The organism is Janthinobacterium sp. HH106 (genome assembly GCF_001758725.1).
Taxonomy (GTDB): Bacteria; Pseudomonadota; Gammaproteobacteria; order Burkholderiales; family Burkholderiaceae_D; genus Janthinobacterium.
In genome coordinates this window covers 40,779-63,355 of the sequence record NZ_LRIC01000058.1, presented here as the reverse complement: position 1 = coordinate 63,355, position 22,577 = coordinate 40,779, and the positions used below count along the sequence as shown (strand labels likewise).

Sequence of the window (22,577 nt, the reverse complement as noted above, 5' to 3'; positions counted from 1 at the left end):
ACGGTTGCTGAACTCACGGGAGCTTCAATTGGACGCTACACATAACAAGGGGAGCCGCGGCCCCCTGAATCCCGGCCGCCGCATGGTGCTGGCCGGCTTGCTGTCGGCTTCGGCCGCGGCGCTGATTCCCTGGGCGCTGGCCGAACCGGTCGCCAGTGCGGAGCAGGGCGCCTTCCTGGGCGTGTCGGCCATGCTGGTGGGGCGCCAGGTGCTCGATCCCGTGCTGGCCAAACGCCTGTACGAGGCGCTGGTGGCGCAGGACGCCGCCTTCCCGTCCAAAGTGCGCGCGCTGCTGGCCCTGATCAATGCGCAGGGCTTGCAGGCGGCCGGCCTGCAGGAAGCGCTCGATGCGCTCGACCCGGCACTGTCGCCGCTGGCGGCCCTGCCGCGCCAGATCGCCAGCGCCTGGTATCTGGGCATCGTCGGTACGGGCGAGGCGGCCGTCTGCGTCGCCTACGAGCAGGCGCTGAACGCGGCCGTCGTGGCCGACGTCCTCAAGCCTCCCACGTATTCCTACGGCGCCTACGGCAGCTGGGCCAGAAAACCCATTTAAGGAGCCATCATGGCTGAAGCACTCTCCGCCGATTACCTCGTGATCGGCTCCGGCATCATCGGTTCGCTGGCCGCGCGCAAACTGGCGCTGGCCGGCGCCTCGGTGCTGATCCTCGAAGCGGGCCCGCGCGTGTCGCGCGGCGAAATCGTCGCCCGTTTCCGCAACACGACGCGCCGCAGCGACTGGATGTCGCCGTATCCATCGGTGGCCACGGCGCCGCACCCGATCTACCAGCCGAAGGATAACGGCTACCTGGTGCAGGCCGGTCCGTACCCGTATCCAGCCGAATACATCCGCCAGTTCGGCGGCACCTCGTGGCACTGGGCCGCGCAGGCGTGGCGCAACGTGCCGAACGATTTCCGCATCCACACCTTGTACGGCGTGGGCGTCGACTGGCCCATCAGCTATGAAGACCTGGAGCCGTTCTACCAGGAAGCGGAAGAGATCATGGGCGTCTCGGGTGCGGAGAACACGGGTTCGCCGCGCAAGCAGCCATTCCCGATGGATGCCGTGACGGAGCCGTACGCCATGCGCCGCATCCGCGAACGCCTCGACCCGTCGTTCAAGGTGGTCGGCAACACGGTGGCGCGCAACAGCGTCAGCTACGATGGCCGCCCGGCCTGCTGCGGCAACAACAGCTGCCAGCCGATCTGCCCCATCGACGCGCAATACCACGGCGGCATCGCCGCGCAGCAGGCGGAAGAGGCGGGCGTCAGAATCGTGTGCAACGCCAATGTCTACAAGCTGGAACACGACGCGCAGGGCCGCATCACGGCCGCGCTGTACTACGACGTGGATAAAAAGAGTCACCGCGTGATGGCCAAGACCTTCATTCTGGCGGCCAACGGCATCGAAAGCCCGCGCTTGCTGCTCGTTTCCGCCACGGACAAGTACCCGAACGGCCTGGCCAACAGCAGCGACATGGTGGGCCGCAACCTGATGGACCACCCGAGCACCTCGATCACCTTCGACGCCGATGAAGACCTGTGGCTGGGCCGGGGCCCGCAAAGTCCCAATTCCATCAACACCATGCGCGACGGCGACTTCCGCAGCCAGCATTCGCCGTACCGTCTGGACTTCACGAACATCTCGCGCGTCGATGGCGCGACCAGGGAGTTGATCGGCAAGGGCGTGTTTGGCGCGGAATTCGAACAGCAGCTGCGTTTCCGCTCGGCGCGCGAAATGAGCCTGAAAAACGTGCTGGAAGTGCTGCCGAACCCGGAAAACCGCATCGCCCTCAGCAGCGAGAAGGATGCCATGGGCATCCCCAAGCCGCAGGCGCATTATGCGATCGACGAGTACACGAAACGGGGCCACGAGCGCTCGAAGCAGGATTTCGAGCAGATCGCCAAACTGATGGGCGGAACCAATCTGCGCCACAGCAAGGAAGGCGTGTTCGCCAACAACCAGCACATCTGCGGCACCCTGTCGATGGGTTCCGATCCGGCCAAGGCCGTGTGCGACCAGTGGGGCCGCACCTTCGACCATGCCAACCTGTTCCTGTGCAGCACCGGCGTGCTGCCCACGTCCGGCACCTGCAATTCGACGGAAAACGGCCTGGCCGTGGCACTGCGCACCGTCAAGCACATCCTCGACGAACAACAGGGAGGAACAGCATGATGGCAACCTTCAGAACGGCGGCCGGCGCCGCCTTGCTGGCACTGGCCTTGCCCGTGCTGGCGGCGAACGCCCCTGGCGCCGACGTGCAGGCCATCGAACGTGGCCGCTACCTGGCGACGGCGGGCGACTGCATCGCCTGCCACAGCGTCCCGGGCGGCAAGCCGATGGCGGGCGGACTGTCCCTGGCCACGCCGCTGGGGGCCATTGTCGCCACCAACATCACGCCGTCGACAACGCACGGCATCGGCAACTACACGCTCAAGCAGTTTTCCGACGCCGTGCGCCATGGCGTGCGGGCCGACGGCGCGCACCTGTACCCGGCCATGCCCTACACGGCCTACGCCAGGGTGACGGATGACGACACGGCCGCCCTGTACGCCTACTTCATGCATGGTGTGGCGGCGGTGGACACGGCGCCGGCAACACAGACGGACTTGCCGTTCCCGTTCAACATCCGCCTGTCGATGGCGGGCTGGAATTGGATCTTCCTCGACAAGAAGCCGTTCGTGGCCGATCCAGCCAAGAGCATGGAGTGGAACCGCGGCGCCTACCTGGCGCAAGGGCTGGCCCACTGCAGCACCTGCCACACGCCGCGCAACGCGCTGATGGCCGAGCAGCTGTCGAAGGAGCTGGGGGGCTTTGATCTGGGCACCTGGTTTGCGCCGAACATCAGCTCGGACGCCAACAGCGGCATCGGCAGCTGGAGCCAGCAAGACCTGGTCGACTACCTGCGCACGGGCCGCGCCGCGCACCGGGGGCAGGCAGCCGGACCGATGGCCGAAGCCATCGACCATAGCCTGAAGCACCTGAGCGACGCGGACCTGAGCGCCATCGCGCACTACATCAAGAGCGTACCCGCCATCCGCGACAAGGCGGATACGAAACCGGTGACGCAATGGGGCCAGGCGGGCGATGAGCTCAATGCGATCCGCGGCGTGGCGCTGCCGCAGGAATTGAACAAGATGTCGGGTGCGCAGCTGTACGATGCGCAGTGCGCCAGCTGCCACCAGGCGAAGGGCGAGGGCAGTTTCGACGGCAGCTTGCCGCCCTTGTTCCACAACTCGGCGACGGGCCGCAGCAACAGCAACAATCTGGTGATGGCAATCCTCGATGGGGTGGAGCGGCAGGATGGCAAGGGTAATCATACTGCGGGACACCTGATGCCAGCCTTCCGCCAGACCCTGTCGGACGAGCAGATCGTCACCCTCGGCAATTACGTGCAGAAGATGTACGGCAATCCTGACGTGAAGGTGACGGCGGAACAGGTGACGACCCTGCGCAACGGCGGTCCTGCCTCGAACCTGATCGGCCTGGCCCGCGCCGCCATCATCGTCGCCGTGCTGGTACTGCTGGCCTTGCTGCTGTGGTGGCGGGGACGGCGTCGCAAGGAAACATCCGCAGCTTAAAAAATCACCCTGAAGCAAAGGCTGGGGTCAGACCCGACAGGGTCTGACCCCTTTTTTTTTGTGCAGGATTTTGCAACTCGTTTGCATATGCGGAACTTATGTACTATGATTAGTTACATGAGACGCGACAGCAAACTATCATCGATCCTCCATGTGCTGCTGCACATGGCCCACGCGGGACGCCCGATGACGTCCGAGGAACTCGCCGGCTGCCTGGACACCAACCCCGTGCTGGTGCGGCGCGTGATGGCCGGCTTGCGCGAGCGCGGCTACGTGGCCTCGGGCAAGGGGCATGGCGGCGGCTGGCGCATCGTCTGCGACCTGCACAGGGTGACCCTGCAAGACATCTACGTGGCCGTCGGTTCGCCCAACATCTTCGCCATGGGAAACCGCGTCGACCAGCCGGGCTGTCTGGTGGAGCAGGTGGTCAACCAGTCGCTGACCGGCGCCTTCGACGAGGCCGAGGCGCTGCTGATCCGGCGCTTCGGCGCCGTTACCCTGGCCGACCTGGCCGACCGTTTCAGCCAAGAATATGCCATCCACCGAGGAGCACCCCATGCACATCTTTGACGCCATCATCATCGGCGGCAGCTACGCCGGCCTGTCCGCCGCCACGCAACTGGCGCGCGCCCGCCGCCGCGTGCTGGTGATCGACGGCGGCCAGCGCCGCAACCGCTACGCCAGCCATTCCCACGGTTTCCTGACCCAGGACGGCAGCGGGACGGCCGCCATCGCCGCCGAGGGCAAGGCGCAGCTGCTGGCGTATGCCACCGTGTCCTGGCTGGACGGCACGGCCGTGCAGGCGGCAGCCAGCCGCGATGGCGATGGCTTCGACGTGATCCTGGCGGACGGCAATGTCGTTCACGGCCGCCGCCTGGTGCTGGCCACCGGCGTGATCGACGAGCTGCCGCCCGTCGATGGCTTGTCCGAGCGCTGGGGCGGCAGCGTCTTTCACTGCCCCTATTGCCACGGCTATGAACTGGAGCAGGGCGCCATCGGCGTGCTGGCCACGGGGCCCCTGTCGATGCACCATGCGCTGATGCTGCCCGACTGGGGCACGGTCACTTTTTTCCTGAATGGCGCGTTCGAGCCCGATGCGGCGCAGCTGGCGCAACTGGCCGCGCGCGGCGTGACGGTGGTGCGCACGCCCGTGGCGCGGATCGACGGCGTGGCCGACGTGGTCATGGCCGACGGCAGCCGCCATGCGATGGCCGGCCTGTTCGTGGCCACCCGCACCCGCCTGGCCAGTGCCCTGGCTGTGACGCTGGGCTGCGCGCTGGAAGAGGGCGCCATGGGTCCGTTCGTGCGCACCGACGAGCAAAAGGCCAGCAGCGTGCCCGGCGTCTTTTGCTGCGGTGACGCGGGCCGCATGGCCGGCAGCGTGGCGTTCGCGGTGGCCGACGGCGCCATGGCGGGCGTGGCGGCGCACCGTTCGCTGATGTTCGGGCTGGATCAGGCGGCAAAACCCCCGTCGATCTTCAGCCCCGCGCCCGTGACGAACGCCGCTTCGTCGCTGGCCAGGTAAGCCACCATGCCGGCGATTTCATCGGCCGTGCCGTGGCGGGGCAGGGCCATCAGGCCGTGCATCAGGTCGGCGAAGTCGCCCGTGGGCGGGTTCATGTCGGTGGCGACGGGGCCTGGTTCCACGTTGTTGATGGTGATGCCGCGCGGTCCCAGGTCGCGCGACAGGCCTTGCGTCAGGCCGCTCAGCGCCGATTTGCTCATGGCGTAGGCGGCCGCGCCGCCGAACGGCATGCGGTGCGCATTCGTGCTGCCGATATTGATGATGCGCCCGCCCGTCTGCATGTGCGCCACGGCCGCCTTGATGGCCACGAACACGGCGCGCACGTTGACGGCAATCGTCTTGTCGAAGTCCGCCAGCGAAAAATCATCGATGGCGCCGGGCAGGAACACGCCCGCGTTGTTGACGAGGATGTCGACACGGCCAAACTGCGCCGCCACCTTGTCTATGGCCGCCGTCAGGGCTGCGGCGTCGGCCGCATCGGCCTGCACGCCCAGCGCCTTGCCGCCGGCCGCTTCCACCGTGGCCGCCAGCGCCTGCGCTTCGGCGGCCGAGCTTTGATACGTGAAGACGACATGGGCGCCCTGGCTGGCCAGGCGGCGCACGATGGCCGCGCCGATGCCGCGCGAGCCGCCCGTCACAAAGGCGATCTTGTTCAGCAGTGACTGGGTATGGTTGGTTTGGGTTTGCATGATGGGCTTTCTGTGTGAGGAGTCGAGGAATTCAGTATCTAGGTTTCATTCCTGCCGCGCTAGCCATGAATCGCTACAATCACTTTCAACTAAAACGATCAAATGAGCGGGTAGAATAGGCGCATGGATGCCCTCAATCACTTGCAATCGTTTGTGCTGTCCGCCGAGCTGGGCAGCTTTTCGGCGGCCGCGCGCCGCCTGGGGCTGACGCCGGCGGCCGTCAGCAAGAACGTGGCGCGGCTGGAAACGAGCCTGGGCCTGCGCCTGTTCCAGCGCAGTACGCGCCGCCTGACCCTGACGGAAGGGGGCGAACGCTTCCTGCAGCAGATCGGCGGCGCCCTGTCTACCCTGCGCGAGGCGATCGCCGGCGTGGCCGAAGAGGGCGGCCAGCCGGCCGGCATCCTGAAAATCAGCATGGCGCCGTCGTTCGGGCGCAGCTATGTCGTGCCCTTGCTGGGCGAGTTCATCGCGCGCTACCCGGGCGTCATTCCCGACTGCCATTTCGACAACCGGCAAGTCGACTTGATCGGTGAGGGCTTTGACGTGGCCATCGGCGGCGGCATCGAGCTCACGCCCGGCGTGGTGGCGCGCGAACTGGGTCACGCCCACGTCGTCGCCACGGCGTCGCCCGCCTTCATGCAGGGGAAACGCATGCCCGCGCATCCTTCGGACCTGGCGCAATTCGACGGCGTGGCGCGCCGCTCGGCCGGCAGCGGCAGACTGCGCAGCTGGATATTGCGCGATGGTTCTGGCGGCGAAGGCGTGGCCGAATGCCGGCCACGCGCCATCTTCGACGATCCGGAAGCGATGGCGCAGGCAGCCCTCATGGGTGTCGGCGTGGCGCTGCTGCCCATGCCGCACGCGCTGGCCCATTTGCGCAGCGGCGCGTTGATCCGCCTGCTGCCCGGCTGGCATGCCGATTCCGGCCCCCTGTCCGTGTACTATCCCAGCAAGAAGCTGCTGCCCGCGAAGACGCGCGTCTTCGTCGATTTTTTGCTGGAGCAGTTCCGCCAGCGCGATTTCGCCGCGCAGATGCGGCCCGATTAAACAAAGAAAAATTCTCATGCCTGATAACTACAGTCTGTTTTACACCTTTGACGGCGATCAGCCGGCCCGCTTCCAGGAAGCGCGCGTATTCGGTACGACCGTCTGGACGGCCAGCGGCGCGGCCATGACCTGGGGCGCGGAGACGCGCACGCACTACGCCAGCGATGCCGAGGCGCACGCCGCCTACTTAGCCCGTTGCCAGGCGGCGCTGGCCGATGGCTATATCTTGGCGCGCGCCATGGTCATCGACCCGGCCGTCTTCGATTTCGCGCTGCTGCAAACCCTGGTGGCGCAGGCCGCGCGCCTGGCTTTCGACTGCGTGCGCCGTGCGCATCCGGAGCAGCACATCGACGCTTTCGCGCTGGTCAGCGACGACAGCGCCATGACCATCGGTCCCATGGCGAACAGCCGCGAAGCGCTGGCCGCCTCGGAATATGGCGAAGAGATGCTGTGGAACCCGGCCGAATGGGCGTTTGACGAGGGCGGCGCCTACTTCGACAGCGCCTACCGTTTGCTGCTGCAGGCGCACCGTGGCTTGCCGTTCGACGTCGCATTCGCCACCTTCCGCACCGGCGTGTTCGACGCCTGCATCGCGGCGCTGGCGCAGCTCGATGCCGAAGGCTGTTTTGGCACGGGCGCGCAGCGCGATCAAACCGTGCTGCTGTTCGAGGTCAGCGACAGCGAGCCGGTGGAAGGCGCGCTGGCGCGCTTGAATCCGCCAGCCGTGGCGGCGCGTTTCGAGGCGTGGATGGCCAGCTGGGCCGACTAGGTTCTACGCCGCCACCAGCCGCAACAGCGTGATCTCCGCCGGCGCACCGATGCGCTTCGGCGGCCCCCAATAACCCGTGCCGCGGCTGACATAAATCCACAGGCGACCTTGCCGGTGCAGGCCCGCCACGTAAGGCTGCTGCAGCGGCACGAACAGATTCCATGGCCAGAACTGGCCCCCGTGGGTGTGGCCCGACAATTGCAGGTCGTAGCCGGCCGCTTCCGCCTCGGGCGCGCTGCGCGGCTGGTGCGCCAGCAGGATGCGGAGGATATCGGCCGGTGCGCCGGCGATGGCGCCCTGCGGGTCGCTGCGTTGATCCGGATCGAAGGCGCCGGCATTGAAATCGGTGACGCCGGCCAGCGCCAGGCGCGCGCCGTCGTGCTCGAGCACCGCATGTTCGTTCATCAGCACGCGCAAGCCCAGGCGGCGAAATTCCGCCACCCATGGCGCGGCGCCCGAATAGTATTCGTGGTTGCCCGTGACGAGAAAGACGCCGTGGCGCGCCCGAAGCTCGCCCAGCGGCGCCGTATGGCTGCCCAGTTGCGCCACCGTGCCGTCGACCACGTCGCCCGTGATGGCGATGACGTCCGCTTGCAGGCCGTTGGCGCGCGCGACGATGGCGTCCACGTAGGCGCGCTTGATGGTGGCGCCCACGTGGATGTCGCTCAGCTGCACGATGTTAAAACCTTGCAGGGCGGCCGGCAGGCCGGTAATCGGCACCGTCACTTCGCGCACGCGCGCCACACGGCGGGCGTTGATGAAACCAAGGACGGTGGCCAGCAGCGCCAGGGCGAGCGCCGCCACGGCGGAGGCCTGGGCGTGGGGGCGGGTGGCGGGAACGAGCATCAGCAGTTCGCGCAGCACGGTGAGCACGAATAGCGAAGAAAAAAAGCCCATGCACAGCGAGCCGGCCCAGCTCAAACGGTCGGCCAGGCGCGCATCGTTGGTGACGGCGCGGGCGAAGATGGTCATCGGCATCAGCATGGTCGACGCCAGCAGGACGGCGCCGCCCAGCAGCCAGCCGGCCAGGCCGACGGGCAGCGCTGGCAGCAGCAGCCAGCCCAGCAGGGCATGCAGGGCGCCCAGTATCATGGTGATGCGCAGCAGCGGCGTGCGGGTTTTCATGTGATCGTTCCAATGGTGGGGTACCCGGCGCGGCGGATGCGATGCGGCGCCATCGCCGGCCGCCGATTATAGCCGACGCCTTGGCAACCGGCAGCCGGCCACCCCGCTCATGCTGCGCTCATGGCGTGATATGCAGCCCCAGCATGGCCAGCTTGCCGAAATCGACAGGCTTGGCGAAGTGCTCGTTGAACCCGGCCTGCAGTGCCGCCTGGCGGTCGTGTTCCTGGCCATAGCCGGTCAGCGCCACGAGCTGGAATTGCTGCGGTATCGGCAGCTGGCGCAATTTGCCGGCCACGTCGTAGCCGCTCATGTCGGGCAGGCCGATGTCGAGAAAGACGATGTCGGGCTTGAATTCCAGGGTGCGCTCGGTCGCTTGCGCGCCCGTGTAGGCCGTGCGCACCGTGTGGCCGTACATCTCCAGCAGTTCGGCCAGGGTGTCGGCCGCATCGCTGTTGTCGTCGACCACGAGGATGCGCTGGCTGCCGCCGCTGGCCGCTTCGGGCGCCGGCGCGGCGGCCGGCACGGGCACGTTGGCGTCGAGGGGCAGCATCACTTCGAAGGTGCTGCCCAGTCCCACGCCGGGGCTGTGCACGCTGACCTGGCCGCCGTGCAAGGTCACCAGGTTGCGCACCAGCGACAGGCCGATGCCCAGGCCGTCCTGCACCCGGTCGGGCGAATGGCCGCTCTGCTCGAACAGGCCGAAGATGCTGTCGATGCTGGCGGCGGCGATGCCGATGCCGTTGTCGCTCAGGCGGATGCGCACGTTGTCGCCTTCGCGCGCGGCGGAAATCGCGATGCGTCCGCCCGGCGCCGTGAACTTGGCCGCGTTCAGCAGCAAGTTGGCAACGATCTGCGACAGGCGCACGGCGTCGCCGCAGACCCACAGTTCTTCCTTGGGCAGATGCACGTCGAGCGCATGGCCGCGCGCCTCGATGCTGTGCGAACTCGTTTCCAGCGCGCTGCGGATGACGCTGAGCAGGCTCACGCTTTCCCATTGCAGCGAGATCTTGCCCTGCGAAATGCGCGACACGTCGAGCAGGTCGTCCACCAGGCGCACCAGGTGGTCCGTATGGCGGCCGATGGTGCGGCGCGCATTGTCCTGCACGGCCGGCACGACGGGGTCGAGCTTGCACAACAGGGCCAGCGCCGTGCGGATGGGGCCCAGCGGATTGCGCAATTCGTGGGCCAGGGTGGCCAGGAATTCATCCTTGCGGCGGTCCACGTCGCGCAGCGCGCGCTCGACCCGGCCCAGGCGCAGCAGCGCCTTGACGTTGGCGATCAGTTCATCGGCCTCGATCGGTTCGACCAGGTAATTGTCGGCGCCGCCATCGAGGGCGCGGATCTTGTCGGCCGTGCCGATGCACGAGGCCGACGTCTGCAGCACCAGAATGGTGTTCGTCTCGGCGCCGCCCTTCAGTTGGCGGCACACTTCCAGGCCGTTGATGTCGGGCAGCTTGACGTCGAGCAGGATCAGGTTAGGGCGGTCCTGGCGCGCGCGCAGCAGCGCGTCGCCGCCGTTCGAGGCTTCGATGACCTTGAAGCCGGCGCGTTTGAGGATGCGCGATTTGGCGTAGCGTGCGCCATCGCTGTCATCGACGTTCAGGATCAGAGCATCGCTGTTGTTATCCGGTAGCATGCGCATTGTCCCAGGTGGTTGTGCCTTGCGGCGGAACCGGCTCTTGCCGGTGGTGTTGGTTGCCGATCAGCGCGCGCAGGGTCGCCAGCAATTGCTGGCGCGACAGCGGCTTGACGTAATAGGCGTCGGCGCCCAGGGCCAGGCCCTTGCGCACGTCGTCGATCTCGGTGGCGACGATGACGGGCACCTGGCGCCGCAGCGGGTCGTTTTTCAGCTCGGCCAGCCAGTGCCAGGCCGTTTCGCCGTGCAGCAGGATGTCGAGGATGACGGCGGCGGGGCGCTGCTGTTCCCAGCGTTCCTGCGCCTCGCGCACGCTGCGCGCGGGGACGACGCGAAATTCGCTGCCGGCCAAGAATTTTTCATACAGCAGGCGCACGGGCGGATTGTCTTCCACCACCAGCACGCCGATGCGCTGGTCGTTGCCGTTGTCGTTGGCCGGCGCGCTCGGCGGCAGGCTGCCTTCGGGCGCATGGTAGCTGGTGGGCAGGACCACGGAAAACAGCGAACCGTGGCCCGGCGTGCTGTCTACCGACACCGTGCCATTGAGCAGGGTGGCCAGGTTGCGGCACAGGGGCAGGCCCAGGCCCGTGCCCTTGACCTTGCGCTGCATGTGGTTTTCCACCTGGCTGAATTCCTCGAAGATCAGCTGCACGTCTTCGGCATCGATGCCCAGGCCCGTGTCGGAGACGGAAAAGCGGATGGCGTCCTGCTCCGGCAAGGGCGTGGCGCTGACGACGATGGCACCCGCCTCCGTGAACTTGAGGGCGTTGGAGATAAAGTTGCGCAGGATTTGCGACAGCTTGCCTTCATCCGTATGGATCTGCAGCGCCGGGTCGGGGTCGATGAAGGTGAGCGTGAGCGTATCGGACACCAGCAGCGGGCGCAGCATGCCGCGCAGGGCGCTGAACAGGTCGGCCACCTGGAAGCTGTTGGCGTGCACGTCGACCTTGCCCGCCTCGATCTTGGCCAGGTCCAGCAGGTCGTTTACCAGGTCGCTCAGGCTGACGGCGCTTTGCAGGATGAACAGCACCTGCTTTTCCTGTTCCTCCGACAGTTCGCCGTCGATGCGGTCGAGCAGCAGCTTGGACAGGGCGCGGATGGAGCTGAGCGGCGTGCGGAATTCATGGCTCATGTTCGACAGGAAGCGCGACTTCATCTGGTCGGCGCGGCGCAGGTGGTCGGCTTTTTCATCGAGTTCCGCGAACAGCGCCACCACGCCCCGGTTGGTGTCTTCCAGTTCGCGCGTCAGCTGCAGCAAATCGTCCTGGCGCGTCTTCAGTTCGGCCAGGGTGCTCAGCAGTTCGCGGTTCTGCTGCTGCACCTCGGACAGCGTGATATCCGAGGGCAGCGCCTGCAGGCTGCCGGACAGCGCGCCGATGCTTTGCCCGTCGAGCAGGGGCGCGTCGCGCGGGAACAGCTTGTGCAGCGTGATTTGCGTGCCGTCGCCGGGCGCGCTGTGGATATAGCAGCGGTCCATCAGGCGCTGCGCGCCCAGGATGCCCAGGCCCATGCCCGTGGGCGAGCGGTAGGTGCCGGCCAGTATCCGGTCGAGCTGCGCGATGCCGGGACCCTGGTCCTCGATGCGGATGCTGAGCACCTGCGGCGCCGTCTGGCCATCGATGGCGAAATGCACCTTGCCGCTGCCCGCGTAGTTGTAGACGTTGCGCGCCAGTTCCGACACGGCCGTGGCGATGCGCACCTGATCCTGCACGCCGAAGCCGCACAGGGCGGCGATCTGCCGCGCGCGCTGGCGCGCCCCCACCACATCGAGTTCGCTGCCGATATGGGCTGTCAATATGCGTTGCGTCATGCCCCACCTGTCCTTTCTGCCGTTACAGCCTGATGTTCCTCATGTTCGCGCAGCACCACCACCGTGACGTCGTCGCGCCCGCGCGAAAAATCGCGGTACAGCACGGCGGCGATCAGGCTGGGGTGGCATTGCGCCAGGCCCGGATACTGTTCCAGGTCCCAGCGCGTGTGCAAGCCGTCCGAGTGCATGATCAGGGTCGTGCCCAGCTGCCACGGATAGCAGAATTCCTGCACCTTGCGCAGATTGCTGCCGACGATGCCGTTATGCGACAGCAGATGCCGGCGCTGCTGCGCGTCGAAGGCGCAGGCGGCGATGTTGCCCACGCCCGCATAGCGCAATTCGCGGCGCGCGCTGTCGATATGCGCCACCGCCATGGCCGCGCCGCGCGTGGTGCGCAGCGCGCCGTGGGCCAGTTCGATGAAGGGGGCGGGCAGGGGTGGCAAGCCGGGCGTGTCGTGTTCCAGCAGGGCGCTGGCGCGTTCCGACGCGCGCGCCGCCAGCGGGCCGTGGCCCAGGCCATCGGCCACCATCAGGCTCAGTTCATGGCCTTCGCACACGACGTTCCACGCGTCGCCGCACACTTGTTCCGAGGCCAGCGGCAGGCACACGGCGCCGATGCGCCAGTTCGGATGGGCGGGAATGGCGCTGCTGGCGTTGGGTCCCCATACCACCATCATCAGCACCGTGCCCTTGCCGGGCCCCGTGTACAGGTCGAATTCCTGGCTCAGGCGGCGTATCGCGCCCAGCCCCACGCCGTAGGTGGCCGTGGTGGAATGGCCATCCTGCATGTGCTGGCGCACATTGGCCATGCCGGGGCCGTTGTCGATGGCCAGCACTTCGATGCCGCTGGTGCCGCCGCGCAGCACCTTGCGCAGCAGGATCTCGCCGCGCTGCGCGTGCTTGACGATATTGGTGGCCGCCTCGCTGATGATGATGGCCAGCTGGCCCGTGCGCACGTCGTCGAAGCCGATGCGGCGCGCCAGCTCGTTGCCGGCGCGGCGGGCCGCGGCGATCTCGCTCGGTTCGCCGATGGGAAAACTTCTTTGCCTGAGAATGTCAGGCTGTGGTTCCTGGTGGTTCAAAACAGCTTCCATTTCGCGATGGTGACGGTGGTGCCCGCGCCGGGCGCCGTGTCGATGTGAAATGCGTCGGCCAGGCGCTTGGCGCCGCCCAGCCCCAATCCCAGCCCGCCGCCGCTGGTATAGCCATCGGTCAGCGCCAGGGGAATATCGTCAATGCCCGGTCCCGCGTCGACGAAGCGCAGTTCCAGGCCCTGGCGCGCGCCATCGCTGACGCGCGCGATGCGCGCCTCGCCGCCGCCGCCGTAGCGCAGGGTGTTGCGCGCCAGTTCGCTGGCCGCCGTGATGATCTTGGTCTGTTCGATCAGGCCAAAACCCATGGCGACCATGCTGTCGCGCACCTGCTTGCGCAAGCGCACGACGTCTTCGTCGTTATGCAGGGGCAGGATCTGTTGCGCCCCCGGCTGCGCCCGCTCCTGTGCCTGCGCGCCTAGCATGGCGCCCCCGTCATGCGCATGCGCCGCCCCGTTCCAGCAGCTTGATGCCCAGCTCCACGTTGAGCGCCGTGCTCACGCCTTCCAGGGTCAGCCCCAGTTCCACCAGGGTGATGGCGACGGCCGGCTGCATGCCGACGACGACGGTGCGCGCGTCGAGGATTTTCGCCATCGCCGCCGTGTTGCTGATCATGCGGCCGATAAAGGAGTCGACGATGTCGAGCGCGGAAATGTCGATCAGCACGCCCGTGGCGCGGTCCGTCACGATGCGGGTGGTCAGGTCGTCCTGCAGGGTCATCGCCAGGCGGTCGTGCATGTCCACCTGTATCGTCACCAGCAACAGCCGGCCCATGCGTAAAATGGGGATTCTTTCCATAGGCGCCTCAGTGTTGTTGCTGCTGGTAGGTGATGCTGGAACCCGTGCGTTTCAGGGCCACGACGAAGGCGTCGGCCAGGGTGGCCTTGGTCATCACGTCTTCCAGGTTGACGCCCAGGTGCACGATGGTTTGCGCGATCTGCGGGCGGATGCCGCTGATGATGCAGTCGGCGCCCATCAGGCGCGCGGCGGCGATGGTCTTCAGCAGGTGCTGCGCCACCAGGGTGTCGACGGTGGGCACGCCCGTGATGTCGATGATGGCGATCAGGGCGCCCGTATCGACGATCTTTTGCAGCAGGCTTTCCATTACCACCTGCGTGCGGGCGCTGTCGAGGGTGCCGATCAGGGGCAGGGCCAGCACGTTTTGCCACAGCTGCACCACGGGCGTGGACAACTCCAGCAATTCCTGCTGCTGGCGCAATATCACCTGTTCGCGCGCCTTCTGGTAGACGGCGATGGTCAGCAGGCCCAGCTCGTCGAACAATTTGCTGGTGCTGACGATGGCGTCGCCCAGCTGCTCCGGCTGCGCCGTGATTGCCTTGCGCAGGTAGGCGAACAGCGGTTCCTTGAGGGCGAACATGAAGCTGGCCGTGTCGATCGGCGAATAGCCCTGGCGTACGCGCGACTGCGATATTTCGGCCAGCAGCTGGCGCGTGTCGTCCCAGGCGCCGCCCTCGATGTCGAACGAGTCGCCGCTATCCAGCGCGCCCGCCAGCAGCGGCAGGAATTGCGATGCCTGCTGGCGCAGCTCGTTTTCGGCGATCTTGTCGCGCCGCACCAGGCGGGCGATCAGGCCGGCCATCCAGCCGTCCAGCAGTTCCGTGTGGTGTTCGTTGATGATGCCGGCCAGTTGTTGCGCCTGGCCCATGCCCGTCTTGATGTTCATGCTGATCCTTCGCTGAGTGGAGGGTGCGGCACGGCCGCAAACGGGCACGCGCTGTGATGAATAAATTATAGGCAGACATGGCCATGGCTTGTGTTCTGTGCCGCACATAGTGGCGCATGTCGATGTACATTCCTATGGGAAACATTTGCGAATTTTAAAGATGCATGTAATTTGCATGTTTAAGCGAATTCCGCTACACTGGCAGCACTCAACAAGAGAATCACGCCATGAATATCGACAAATTCAAACAGCAGCACCTGGCCATCCTGGCCGCCATCGATGACTTGCGCCGGCTGGCGCGCGGCGGTGTCGCCGCGCAGGCGCAGGCCATCGCCGAACAGATCGTCGCCATGAGCGGCTTGATCAAGCTGCACCTGGCCGTCGAGCAGCGCTACCTGTATCCGGCCGCGCAGGCGTCCGGCGTGGCCACGGTGGCCCAGCTGGGGCGCCAGTACGAACACGAGATGCACGGCATCGCCGGCGCCTACCTCGATTTCGCCGGCCGCTGGAATACGCCCGTGCGCCTGGCAGCCGAACCGGACGCCTTCCGCAGCGAAGCCAATACCGTGTTGCACGCGCTGTTCCAGCGCATGCGCCGCGAAGACCGCGATCTTTATCCCGCCATTGAATCACTGGCCTGAAAACCGCCTGCTCATCTATCTAAAGGAATTCCACATGCTGACCCAAGAACAACGCGCCATCATCACGGCCACCGTCCCCATCCTCGAGCAGGGCGGCGAAGCGCTGACCCGTCATTTCTACAAGAACCTGTTCCGCGACCATCCCGAAGTGCTGCCGTACTTTAACCAGGCGCACCAGCACAGCGGCGACCAGCAGCGCGCGCTGGCCAATGGCGTGCTGATGTATGCCAAACATATCGATCAGCTTGCCGCGCTGGGCGACCTGGTGGCCACCATCGTCAACAAGCACGTGGCCCTGCAGATCCGCGCCGAGCACTATCCGCTGGTGGGCGCCAGCCTGCTGCAGGCGATCCGTGAAGTGTTGGGCGAAGAGGTGGCCAGCGACGCCGTCATCGACGCCTGGGGTGCGGCCTACGGCCAGCTGGCCGACATCCTGGCCGGCGAGGAAGGGCGCATCTACAAGGCGCAAGCGGCCGCGCCGGGCGGCTGGAGCGGCGCGCGCGACTTTACCGTGCGCAGCAAGACGGTGGAAAGCGGCGAGATTACATCCTTCCTGCTGGCGCCCGCCGATGGCCAGCCCGTGCTCGACTTTGCGCCAGGTCAATACATCGGCGTGCTGGTCGACGTCGATGGCGTGCCCATGCGCCGCCAGTACTCGTTGTCCGCCGCCAGCAATGGCCAGACCTACCGCATCAGCATCAAGCGGGAAGAGGGCGGCAAGGTGTCGAATTTCTTCCATGACCACGTGCAGGCGGGCGACACGGTGCAGCTGACGCCGCCCTCGGGCGACTTCGTCCTGACCGAGAGCGACAAGCCGCTGGTGCTGATCAGCGGCGGCGTGGGTATCACGCCGACCCTGGCCATGCTGACGGCGGCCCTGCGCGGCACGCGTCCCGTGCATTTCATCCACGCGGCGCGCCACCACGGCGTGCATGCATTCCGCGCGCAGATCGACGAACTGGCCGCGCAGCACCCGCAGCTGCAGCGCTATTACTGCTACGCGGAACATGCCGGCGAGCAAGATGCGCCCGATGCCGTCGGCATGTTGAATAAAGAGCAGTTGAATCGCTGGCTGCCGGCCTCGCGCGACGTCGACGCCTACTTCCTGGGGCCGCAGCCATTCATGCGGGCCGTCAAGCAATACCTGCGCGAACTGGGCGTGCCGGAACGGCAGACGCACCATGAATTCTTCGGACCGGCAGCCGCCTTGAACTGATTTCTACTGCCGTGTGTTGCCCCTGCGAGAAAAAACCGCCGCCGTAAGGGGCGGGTAAGCCTCGCGCCGTATCGTGAATGCAAGCTCGACAAGAAAAGAGCAGTTTTTTACATAACGGAGGCAACACCATGCATGACGATCTTGTGCAACAAATCAAGCGCGACCCCAATTATCATCAGCTGGTCAAGGTGCGCTCGCGCTTCGGCTGGGCCCTGACGGGCCTGATGATGCTGGTGTATTATGGTTACATCCTGCTCATCGCGTTCGACAAGGAATTTCTGGCCGCTAAAACGGGCGCGGGCGTGATGACCTGGGGCATGCCGATCGGCTTGTTCGTCATCGTGTTTACCGTGGTGATCACGGGCATCTATGTGCGCCGCGCCAACAAGCAATTCGACGACCTGACCAGCGCCATCCAGGCACGGGTGCAGGCATGAGCGCCGCCAAGCATGCGCTGCGCTGCGCGTCCGGCCTGAGCGCGCTGGCCTTGCTGGGTGCCAGCAATGCCGTGTTCGCGGCCGGCGCCGACCTGGGCCAGGCAGTCAAGCAGCCCACCAACTGGACGGCCATCATCATGTTCGCCGTCTTCGTCATCTTTACCCTGTTCGTCACCAAATGGGCGGCCAAGAAGACCAAGTCGGCTTCCGATTTCTACACGGCCGGCGGCGGCATCACGGGCTTCCAGAACGGCCTGGCCATCGCGGGCGACTATATGTCGGCCGCATCGTTCCTCGGCATTTCCGCCGCCGTCTTCCTGAACGGCTATGACGGCCTGATCTACGCCATCGGCTTTCTCGTCGGCTGGCCCGTCATCACCTTTTTGATGGCCGAGCGCTTGCGCAACCTGGGCCGCTACACGTTTGCCGACGTGGCCGCCTACCGCTTCAAGCAGGCGCCGATCCGCATTTTCTCGGCGTCCGGCACCCTCGTCGTCGTGGCGTTTTACCTGATCGCGCAGATGGTGGGCGCGGGCCAGCTGATCAAGCTGCTGTTCGGCCTCGAATACTGGATCGCCGTCGTCCTGGTCGGTACCTTGATGATGATCTACGTGCTGTTCGGCGGCATGACGGCCACCACCTGGGTGCAGATCATCAAGGCCGTGATGCTGCTGGGCGGCGCCACCTTCATGGCCGTGGCCGTGCTGGCGCAATTCAACTTCAGCCCGGAAGCGCTGTTCGCCAAGTCCGTGGACGTGCATGCCACCAAGGAAGCGATCATGGGCCCCGGTTCCTTCATCAAGGACCCGATCTCGGCCATCTCGTTCGGCATGGCGCTGATGTTCGGCACGGCCGGCCTGCCGCACATCCTGATGCGTTTCTTCACGGTGCCGAGCGCCAAGGAAGCGCGCAAGTCCGTGTTCTGGGCCACCACTTGGATCGCCTATTTCTACATTCTGACCTTCATCATCGGCTTTGGCGCCATCGTGCTGGTCAGCACCAATCCCGAGTTCAAGGATGCGGCCGGCAAATTGCTGGGTGGTAACAACATGGCGGCCGTGCACCTGGCCAAGGCCGTGGGCGGCAACGTCTTCCTGGGCTTCATGTCGGCGGTCGCGTTCGCCACCATCCTGGCCGTCGTGGCCGGCCTGACCCTGTCGGGCGCGTCGGCCGTGTCGCACGATCTGTATGCCACCGTCATCAAGAAGGGCAAGGCCACGGGCGCCAACGAATTGAAGGTGTCGCGCGTAACGACGATCGTGCTGGGCATCATCGCCGTGGTGCTGGGCATCGCCTTTGAAAAGCAGAACATCGCCTTCATGGTCTCGCTGGCCTTCGCCATTGCCGCTTCGGCCAACTTCCCCGTCCTGTTCATGTCGGTGCTGTGGAAAGACTGCACCACGCGGGGCGCCACCATCGGCGGCTTCCTGGGCTTGATCACGGCCGTGGCGCTGACGGTGGTGTCGAAGTCCGTGTGGGTCGACGTGCTCGGCCATGGCGAAGCGCTGTTCCCGTACGCTTCACCAGCGCTGTTCTCGATGACGGCGGGCTTCGTCGGTATCTGGCTGTTCTCGGTGCTCGACAAGAGCCCCCGCGCGCGCATCGACCGCGCCGGTTATGAAGCGCAGCAAATGCGTTCGGAAACGGGCATCGGCGCGGCAGGCGCCAGCGCGCATTGATGTTTTAGGTAGTTACTGCAGGAAACAATGCCCGGTTCGCCGGGCATTGTTGTTTGTGGCACGCGCTTATTTGGCCACGCGCAGGGGAATCACGCCCGCCGCCAGCGCTGGCGCGCCCGGCGTCGCTTCGAGTATCGAGGCCAGGGTTACCGTGTCGAGCACGGCCAGGAAGGCGGCCGTGGCCTGGCCCAGCTTGGCCTTCAGCAGGCAATCGGGCGTCAGCGGGCAGGTATTGTTTTCCTTGTTAAAACATTCCGCCATAAAAAAGTCATTTTCCGTTTCGCGTACCACGGTGCCGATATTGATCTCGGCCGGGTCGCGCGCCAGGCGCAGGCCGCCATTCCTCCCACGCACGGTTTCCACGATGCCCGACAGGCCCAGCTGGTGCACCACCTTCATCAGGTGATTCTTGGAAATCGCATGCAGGTCGGCGATGTCCTGGATGGTGACAAGGCGGTCGCGGTGCACGCCCAGGTACATCAGGGTGCGCAGGGTGTAGTCAGTGTAGGCAGTCAGTCGCATGGGCATCGTTCATAAGATGTGGATTACATCCTTGTTTCATCCGCAGCATACAGGAGAGCGCCGGCCCTGTGTGTTGCGCCGTCACTTTTGATCCTCGAAAGACAAAAGTTGATTGCCTTTCGCTTAAATGCGTAGTAAATTTTCATATTGTTGCCCTGCTAAATAGCTTGCAGGCCCTTGTCGGCCCTTTGAGCATGGATTTTATTGATGAAAATCAAGAGGATGGTGAAGCGATAAGGTAAATTTACTACAAAAATCGGATGATGGGCGTTTCCCGGCCGGGGAGCGCGTACTACGCAATCTGTGCGGTGCCACCGTGGCCGCCCCAGGAAATACATACCATGCAAATGAATGAAGTGAAAGACGAGCTGCTGAGCAGCGATATCCGCCAGCTGGGCCGTCTGCTGGGCGACGCCATCCGCAACCACCTGGGCGACCCCGCCTTCGAGCGCATCGAACATGTGCGCCAGCTGGCCATCCGTTTCCGCCGCGACAATGATGAAGCGGCGCGCGCGCAGCTGTCGGACGCGCTGCAAGCGCTGTCGCAGGAAGAAACCACGCAATTGACGCGCGCCTTCAGCTATTTCTCGCTGCTGGCCAACATTGCGGAAGATCAGCATCACATCCGCCGCACGCGCGCCCATTTGATCGCCGGTTCGCCGCCGCGCCAGGGCAGTCTCAGCCATGCCGTCGGCAATGTGTTTGACGCGGGCAAGGCCGATGCGCTGGAAACGTTCTTTGAAGATGCCTTCGTCAGCCCCGTGTTCACGGCGCACCCGACGGAAGTGCAGCGCAAGAGCATCCAGAATTGCCAGATGGCCATCGCGCGCCTGTTGAGCGAGCGCGACCGCGTGCAAATGACGCCGGAAGAGGCGGAGCAGAACGAAGAAGCGCTGGGCCGCGGCATCGTGACCCTGTGGCAAACGCGCCTGTTGCGCACGAGCAAGCTGTCCGTCATGGATGAAGTGGCCAACGGCCTGTCGTTCTACGACCACACGATCTTGCGCGAATTGCCGAAATTGTATTCCTCGCTGGAAACCATGCTGGCCCAGCGCGATGCCCGCTGGGAAGATGCAGAATTGCCCAATTTCATGAAAGTCGGCAGCTGGATAGGTGGCGATCGCGACGGCAATCCCTTCGTCACGGCCGACATCCTGCGCAGCACCCTGCAGACGCAAGCCGACAAGGTGCTCGACTTTTACCTCGGCGAATTGCGCAAGCTCGCTTCGCAACTGTCGCTGGCACAAATCCTGAACGCCTGCAGCGAGCCGCTGCGCGCGCTGGCCGAGCGCTCGGCCGATGCCTCGCCGCACCGGGTCGACGAACCGTACCGCCGCGCCCTGCATGGCATCCATGCGCGCCTCGATGCGACGCGCGTGGTGCTCTCTGGCAAGGGCAAGCAAGCGGACGGCGTGCAGCCTTACGCGGCCGCCGCCGAACTGCTGGCCGACCTGGACGTGGTCCAGCATTCGCTCGTCAGCAATGGCTTGCGCGCGCTGGCGCGGGGCCGGCTGCGCCAGCTGCGCCGTGCCGTCAAGGTGTTCGGCTTTTCGCTGGCGCCGCTCGATTTGCGCCAGAATTCCGACGTGCACGAGCGCGTCGTGGGCGAACTGTTCGCCGGCGCCCAGCCGGGCCTCGTCTACCTGGACCTCGATGAAGAGCAGCGCATCAGCTTGCTGCTGGCCGAGCTGGAATCGCCACGCCTGCTGACGTCGCCGTATGCACAGTACTCGGAAGAAACGACGTCCGAACTCGACATCTTCCGCGCCGTGCGCCAAGCCCACGTCAAATACGGCAAGGAATCGGTGCCGAACTGCATCATCTCGAAGGCGGCCAGCGTGTCGGACTTGCTGGAAGTGGCCTTGCTGCTGAAAGAAGTGGGCTTGCTGCGCCAGGACAGCCGCGAAGTGGACGTCAACATCATTCCCCTGTTCGAAACCATCGACGACTTGCGCGCCGGCCCCGCCATCATGGCGCGCGCCTTCGGCTTGCCGTTCTACCGGGACTTGCTCACTTCGCGCGCGGACCAGCAGGAAGTCATGCTCGGCTATTCCGACAGCAACAAGGACGGCGGCTTTCTGACCTCCGGCTGGGAACTCTACAAGGCCGAGATCGAGCTGGTGACCGTGTTCAAGCAATACCAGATCAAGCTGCGTTTGTTCCACGGCCGCGGCGGTTCCGTGGGCCGCGGCGGCGGACCCAGCTACGAAGCCATCCTGGCCCAGCCGGCAGGTGCCGTGCAGGGGCAGATCCGTTTGACGGAGCAGGGCGAAGTCATCACGGCCAAGTATGCGAACCCGGAAGTAGGGCGCCGCAACCTGGAAGTGCTGGTGGCCGCCACCATCCAGTCGACCCTGCTGCCGCAGGCGCAGCTGCAGCCGAAGGCTTCGGCCGGCGCGGGCCATTTGGCCGCCATGGAAGAGCTGTCCGGCACGGCCCTGAACGCCTACCGCGACCTCGTCTACGGCACGGACGGATTCGAACAGTACTTCTGGGAATCGACGGTGATCGCGGAAATTGCCGCCCTGAACATCGGCAGCCGTCCCGCCTCGCGCAAGAAATCGACCTCGATCGAGGATTTGCGCGCCATCCCCTGGGTCTTGAGCTGGGCGCAATGCCGCTTGATGCTGCCGGGCTGGTTCGGTTTTGGTTCCGCCGTGCAAGCCTACCTGGCCGCCCATCCTACCGATGGGGCGGACGTGCTGCGCGGCATGTACACGGATTGGCCCTTCTTCACGTCCCTGCTGTCGAACATGGATATGGTGCTGGCCAAGAGCGACATCGCCATCGCCGGCAAGTATGCGGAGCTCGTCAAGGACAAGGCCCTGCGCGACGCCATCTTTACGCGCATCCGCACCGAATACGCGGCCACCCTGGACGCCTTGAAACTGATCACGGGCCAGGAAGAGTTGCAGCAAGCCAACCCGCTGATGCAGCGTTCGATACGTAACCGTTTCCCGTATATCGACCCGCTCAACCACGTGCAGGTGGAACTGTTGAAACGCTTCCGCGAAGGTAAGCAGGATGCGGCGGCGCGCACAGGGATACATTTGTCGATCAATGGCATTGCGGCGGGGTTGCGCAACAGCGGTTAATTTTTGGGGTCAGTCACTGCGTGATCGGAATG

General features: G+C 65.4%; 21 protein-coding genes. 12 read left to right on the top strand and 9 right to left on the bottom strand.

Translation table 11 applies throughout. The annotated features are described in order from the left end of the window. Nucleotides 1–28: 28 nt before the first annotated feature. The 5 genes from JAB8_RS22360 to JAB8_RS22340 all read left to right on the top strand — a co-directional run bounded on the left by JAB8_RS22360 (nucleotide 29) and on the right by JAB8_RS22340 (nucleotide 5,104). Nucleotides 29–553 carry a sorbitol dehydrogenase family protein gene (locus JAB8_RS22360; protein ID WP_254679570.1) on the top strand — a complete coding sequence of 175 codons (525 nt, stop codon included), beginning with the start codon at nucleotides 29–31 and terminating at the stop codon, nucleotides 551–553. A 9-nt stretch (nucleotides 554–562) separates the two neighbouring features. Further along, the gene (locus tag JAB8_RS22355; RefSeq protein ID WP_070291464.1) at nucleotides 563–2,173 is read left to right on the top strand and encodes a GMC family oxidoreductase; all 1,611 of its coding nucleotides are present in this window, start codon (nucleotides 563–565) and stop codon (nucleotides 2,171–2,173) included. Further along, nucleotides 2,170–3,579, top strand: coding sequence for a cytochrome c (locus JAB8_RS22350; RefSeq protein WP_070291463.1), 1,410 nt, complete (start codon nucleotides 2,170–2,172; stop codon nucleotides 3,577–3,579). The genes JAB8_RS22355 and JAB8_RS22350 overlap by 4 nt, the downstream gene beginning before the upstream one ends. A gap of 117 nt (nucleotides 3,580–3,696) precedes the next feature. Beyond that, the gene (locus JAB8_RS22345) at nucleotides 3,697–4,149 is read left to right on the top strand and encodes an Rrf2 family transcriptional regulator (protein WP_070291462.1); all 453 of its coding nucleotides are present in this window, start codon (nucleotides 3,697–3,699) and stop codon (nucleotides 4,147–4,149) included. Beyond that, nucleotides 4,136–5,104: an NAD(P)/FAD-dependent oxidoreductase gene (locus JAB8_RS22340; protein WP_083287867.1), complete on the top strand. Its 969-nt coding sequence runs from the start codon at nucleotides 4,136–4,138 to the stop codon at nucleotides 5,102–5,104. The genes JAB8_RS22345 and JAB8_RS22340 overlap by 14 nt, the downstream gene beginning before the upstream one ends. On the opposite strand, the gene JAB8_RS22335 is transcribed toward JAB8_RS22340, so the two are convergent. Continuing rightward, nucleotides 5,032–5,793, bottom strand: a complete 762-nt coding sequence (locus tag JAB8_RS22335) for an SDR family oxidoreductase (RefSeq protein WP_070291461.1) — start codon at nucleotides 5,791–5,793, stop codon at nucleotides 5,032–5,034. The two genes, JAB8_RS22340 and JAB8_RS22335, sit on opposite strands and share 73 nt — an antisense overlap. Nucleotides 5,794–5,916: 123 nt before the next feature. Here JAB8_RS22335 and JAB8_RS22330 point away from each other — a divergent pair, with 123 nt between their 5' ends. Further along, nucleotides 5,917–6,840: a LysR family transcriptional regulator gene (locus JAB8_RS22330; protein WP_070291460.1), complete on the top strand. Its 924-nt coding sequence runs from the start codon at nucleotides 5,917–5,919 to the stop codon at nucleotides 6,838–6,840. 16 nt (nucleotides 6,841–6,856) lie between these two features. Further along, complete coding sequence (locus tag JAB8_RS22325; RefSeq protein WP_083287866.1) at nucleotides 6,857–7,609, top strand: DUF4303 domain-containing protein; 753 nt, start codon at nucleotides 6,857–6,859, stop codon at nucleotides 7,607–7,609. A gap of 3 nt (nucleotides 7,610–7,612) precedes the next feature. On the opposite strand, the gene JAB8_RS22320 is transcribed toward JAB8_RS22325, so the two are convergent. The 7 genes from JAB8_RS22320 to JAB8_RS22290 form a co-directional block, all read right to left on the bottom strand. Continuing rightward, nucleotides 7,613–8,734, bottom strand: coding sequence for a metallophosphoesterase (locus tag JAB8_RS22320; protein WP_070291459.1), 1,122 nt, complete (start codon nucleotides 8,732–8,734; stop codon nucleotides 7,613–7,615). A 118-nt stretch (nucleotides 8,735–8,852) separates the two neighbouring features. Beyond that, entirely contained in the window at nucleotides 8,853–10,370 is a 1,518-nt protein-coding gene (locus tag JAB8_RS22315) for a response regulator (protein WP_083287872.1), read from the bottom strand. Continuing rightward, nucleotides 10,357–12,180: an ATP-binding protein gene (locus tag JAB8_RS22310; protein ID WP_083287865.1), complete on the bottom strand. Its 1,824-nt coding sequence runs from the start codon at nucleotides 12,178–12,180 to the stop codon at nucleotides 10,357–10,359. Before JAB8_RS22310 ends, JAB8_RS22315 begins: the two co-directional genes overlap by 14 nt. After that, nucleotides 12,177–13,262 (bottom strand): ATP-binding SpoIIE family protein phosphatase, encoded by a 1,086-nt coding sequence (locus tag JAB8_RS22305; RefSeq protein ID WP_254679569.1) that lies wholly within the window; start codon nucleotides 13,260–13,262, stop codon nucleotides 12,177–12,179. Before JAB8_RS22305 ends, JAB8_RS22310 begins: the two co-directional genes overlap by 4 nt. Beyond that, nucleotides 13,259–13,696, bottom strand: a complete 438-nt coding sequence (locus tag JAB8_RS22300; protein ID WP_070291456.1) for an ATP-binding protein — start codon at nucleotides 13,694–13,696, stop codon at nucleotides 13,259–13,261. Before JAB8_RS22300 ends, JAB8_RS22305 begins: the two co-directional genes overlap by 4 nt. Nucleotides 13,697–13,706: 10 nt before the next feature. Then, on the bottom strand, nucleotides 13,707–14,069 hold the full coding sequence (locus JAB8_RS22295) for an STAS domain-containing protein (protein ID WP_034785745.1): 363 nt from the start codon (nucleotides 14,067–14,069) through the stop codon (nucleotides 13,707–13,709). A 7-nt stretch (nucleotides 14,070–14,076) separates the two neighbouring features. Beyond that, nucleotides 14,077–14,955, bottom strand: coding sequence for an STAS domain-containing protein (locus JAB8_RS22290; RefSeq protein WP_070291455.1), 879 nt, complete (start codon nucleotides 14,953–14,955; stop codon nucleotides 14,077–14,079). 227 nt (nucleotides 14,956–15,182) lie between these two features. Here JAB8_RS22290 and JAB8_RS22285 point away from each other — a divergent pair, with 227 nt between their 5' ends. From JAB8_RS22285 to JAB8_RS22270, 4 genes are all read left to right on the top strand, one after another. Then, nucleotides 15,183–15,596, top strand: a complete 414-nt coding sequence (locus tag JAB8_RS22285) for a hemerythrin domain-containing protein (RefSeq protein WP_070291454.1) — start codon at nucleotides 15,183–15,185, stop codon at nucleotides 15,594–15,596. A gap of 34 nt (nucleotides 15,597–15,630) precedes the next feature. Beyond that, nucleotides 15,631–16,812: an NO-inducible flavohemoprotein gene (gene hmpA / locus JAB8_RS22280; RefSeq protein WP_070291453.1), complete on the top strand. Its 1,182-nt coding sequence runs from the start codon at nucleotides 15,631–15,633 to the stop codon at nucleotides 16,810–16,812. Nucleotides 16,813–16,940: 128 nt separating this feature from the next. Further along, on the top strand, nucleotides 16,941–17,249 hold the full coding sequence (locus tag JAB8_RS22275) for a DUF485 domain-containing protein (protein ID WP_070291452.1): 309 nt from the start codon (nucleotides 16,941–16,943) through the stop codon (nucleotides 17,247–17,249). Next, nucleotides 17,246–18,928 carry a cation acetate symporter gene (locus tag JAB8_RS22270; RefSeq protein ID WP_070291451.1) on the top strand — a complete coding sequence of 561 codons (1,683 nt, stop codon included), beginning with the start codon at nucleotides 17,246–17,248 and terminating at the stop codon, nucleotides 18,926–18,928. Before JAB8_RS22275 ends, JAB8_RS22270 begins: the two co-directional genes overlap by 4 nt. A gap of 66 nt (nucleotides 18,929–18,994) precedes the next feature. Here JAB8_RS22270 and JAB8_RS22265 read toward each other — a convergent pair whose 3' ends face one another. Further along, on the bottom strand, nucleotides 18,995–19,450 hold the full coding sequence (locus JAB8_RS22265; RefSeq protein ID WP_070291511.1) for an Rrf2 family transcriptional regulator: 456 nt from the start codon (nucleotides 19,448–19,450) through the stop codon (nucleotides 18,995–18,997). Between the two features lie 341 nt (nucleotides 19,451–19,791). On the opposite strand from JAB8_RS22265, the gene ppc reads away from it, so the two are divergent. Next, complete coding sequence (ppc, locus tag JAB8_RS22260; protein ID WP_217494238.1) at nucleotides 19,792–22,545, top strand: phosphoenolpyruvate carboxylase; 2,754 nt, start codon at nucleotides 19,792–19,794, stop codon at nucleotides 22,543–22,545. Nucleotides 22,546–22,577: the final 32 nt, after the last annotated feature.